This is a genomic window from Stenotrophomonas sp. A3_2 (assembly GCF_036624925.1).
Taxonomy (GTDB): domain Bacteria; phylum Pseudomonadota; class Gammaproteobacteria; order Xanthomonadales; family Xanthomonadaceae; genus Stenotrophomonas; species Stenotrophomonas hibiscicola.
Genome location: NZ_JAZKVY010000211.1, coordinates 1 through 355, shown reverse-complemented (window position 1 = coordinate 355; position 355 = coordinate 1). Strand labels below are relative to the sequence as shown.

Annotated in this window: 1 protein-coding gene; it reads right to left on the bottom strand. The window is 73.2% G+C overall.

Annotated features, from left to right (window positions below; translation table 11 throughout):
• Positions 1 to 72: 72 nt before the first annotated feature.
• The coding region (locus tag R5H29_RS07095; RefSeq protein WP_332328970.1) for a hypothetical protein at positions 73 to 355 on the bottom strand (283 nt) is incomplete at its 5' end.

Sequence of the window (355 nt, the reverse complement as noted above, 5' to 3'; positions counted from 1 at the left end):
GCCATCCGGGAAGACGGCGTGCTGGTGCGCGAGCGCGGCGAAAGGCGGCGGCTGATCCATGGCCGGCGGTAACTAAGGGGCGGGCGGAGCCGCGACAACCGGCAGGGGCGCGGGGCCGTTCGCGACGGTGCCGAACCCGGGCAACCCGGCGCAGCTCACCGGCATGATTGCCTCCCGCCGCACGGTTCCGGCAAGCCGCGCCGCCTCGCAGCGATTGGCGCGGACAAACACGTCATGCGCCTCCCGCCCCGGATCGCCATTGCCGGCGGAAAGCCACACGTGCCGCGCCATGCCGCTGGAGAGCACCCAGTTCAGCGGCACCGGCTCCGCCCCACGGGCGCCGAGGTAGAAATGG